Below are 231 nucleotides of genomic sequence, written 5' to 3' on the forward strand. Positions count from 1 at the left end.
TTTTTAGTGCAATTGAAAGGGCGGCAGGAAAGAATGCACACACGAATATGTAGACAAAAAGCTGTCGCGGTATGCGGTGAAACGAAAGCATGTAGAAAAGGTAGGTGGTGCCTATGGGAAGGATAGTCCCTAATAGACCGTTGACCCCAAAGTTCTCCCACGTTCCATAGCCCGTTACGTTTGCTCCTAAAAGCGCGATAAACGAGGCAATGATGGCGTTTCTAAAACCTA

1 pseudogene is annotated in these 231 nt (G+C 46.3%); it reads right to left on the reverse strand.

Annotation, left to right across the window (positions count from 1 at the left end):
* A pseudogene (locus NLF92_RS13870) lies at positions 1-231 on the reverse strand (energy-coupling factor ABC transporter permease); the annotation flags it as partial.

The organism is Opacimonas viscosa (genome assembly GCF_024199005.1).
Lineage (GTDB): Bacteria > Pseudomonadota > Gammaproteobacteria > Enterobacterales > Alteromonadaceae > Opacimonas > Opacimonas viscosa.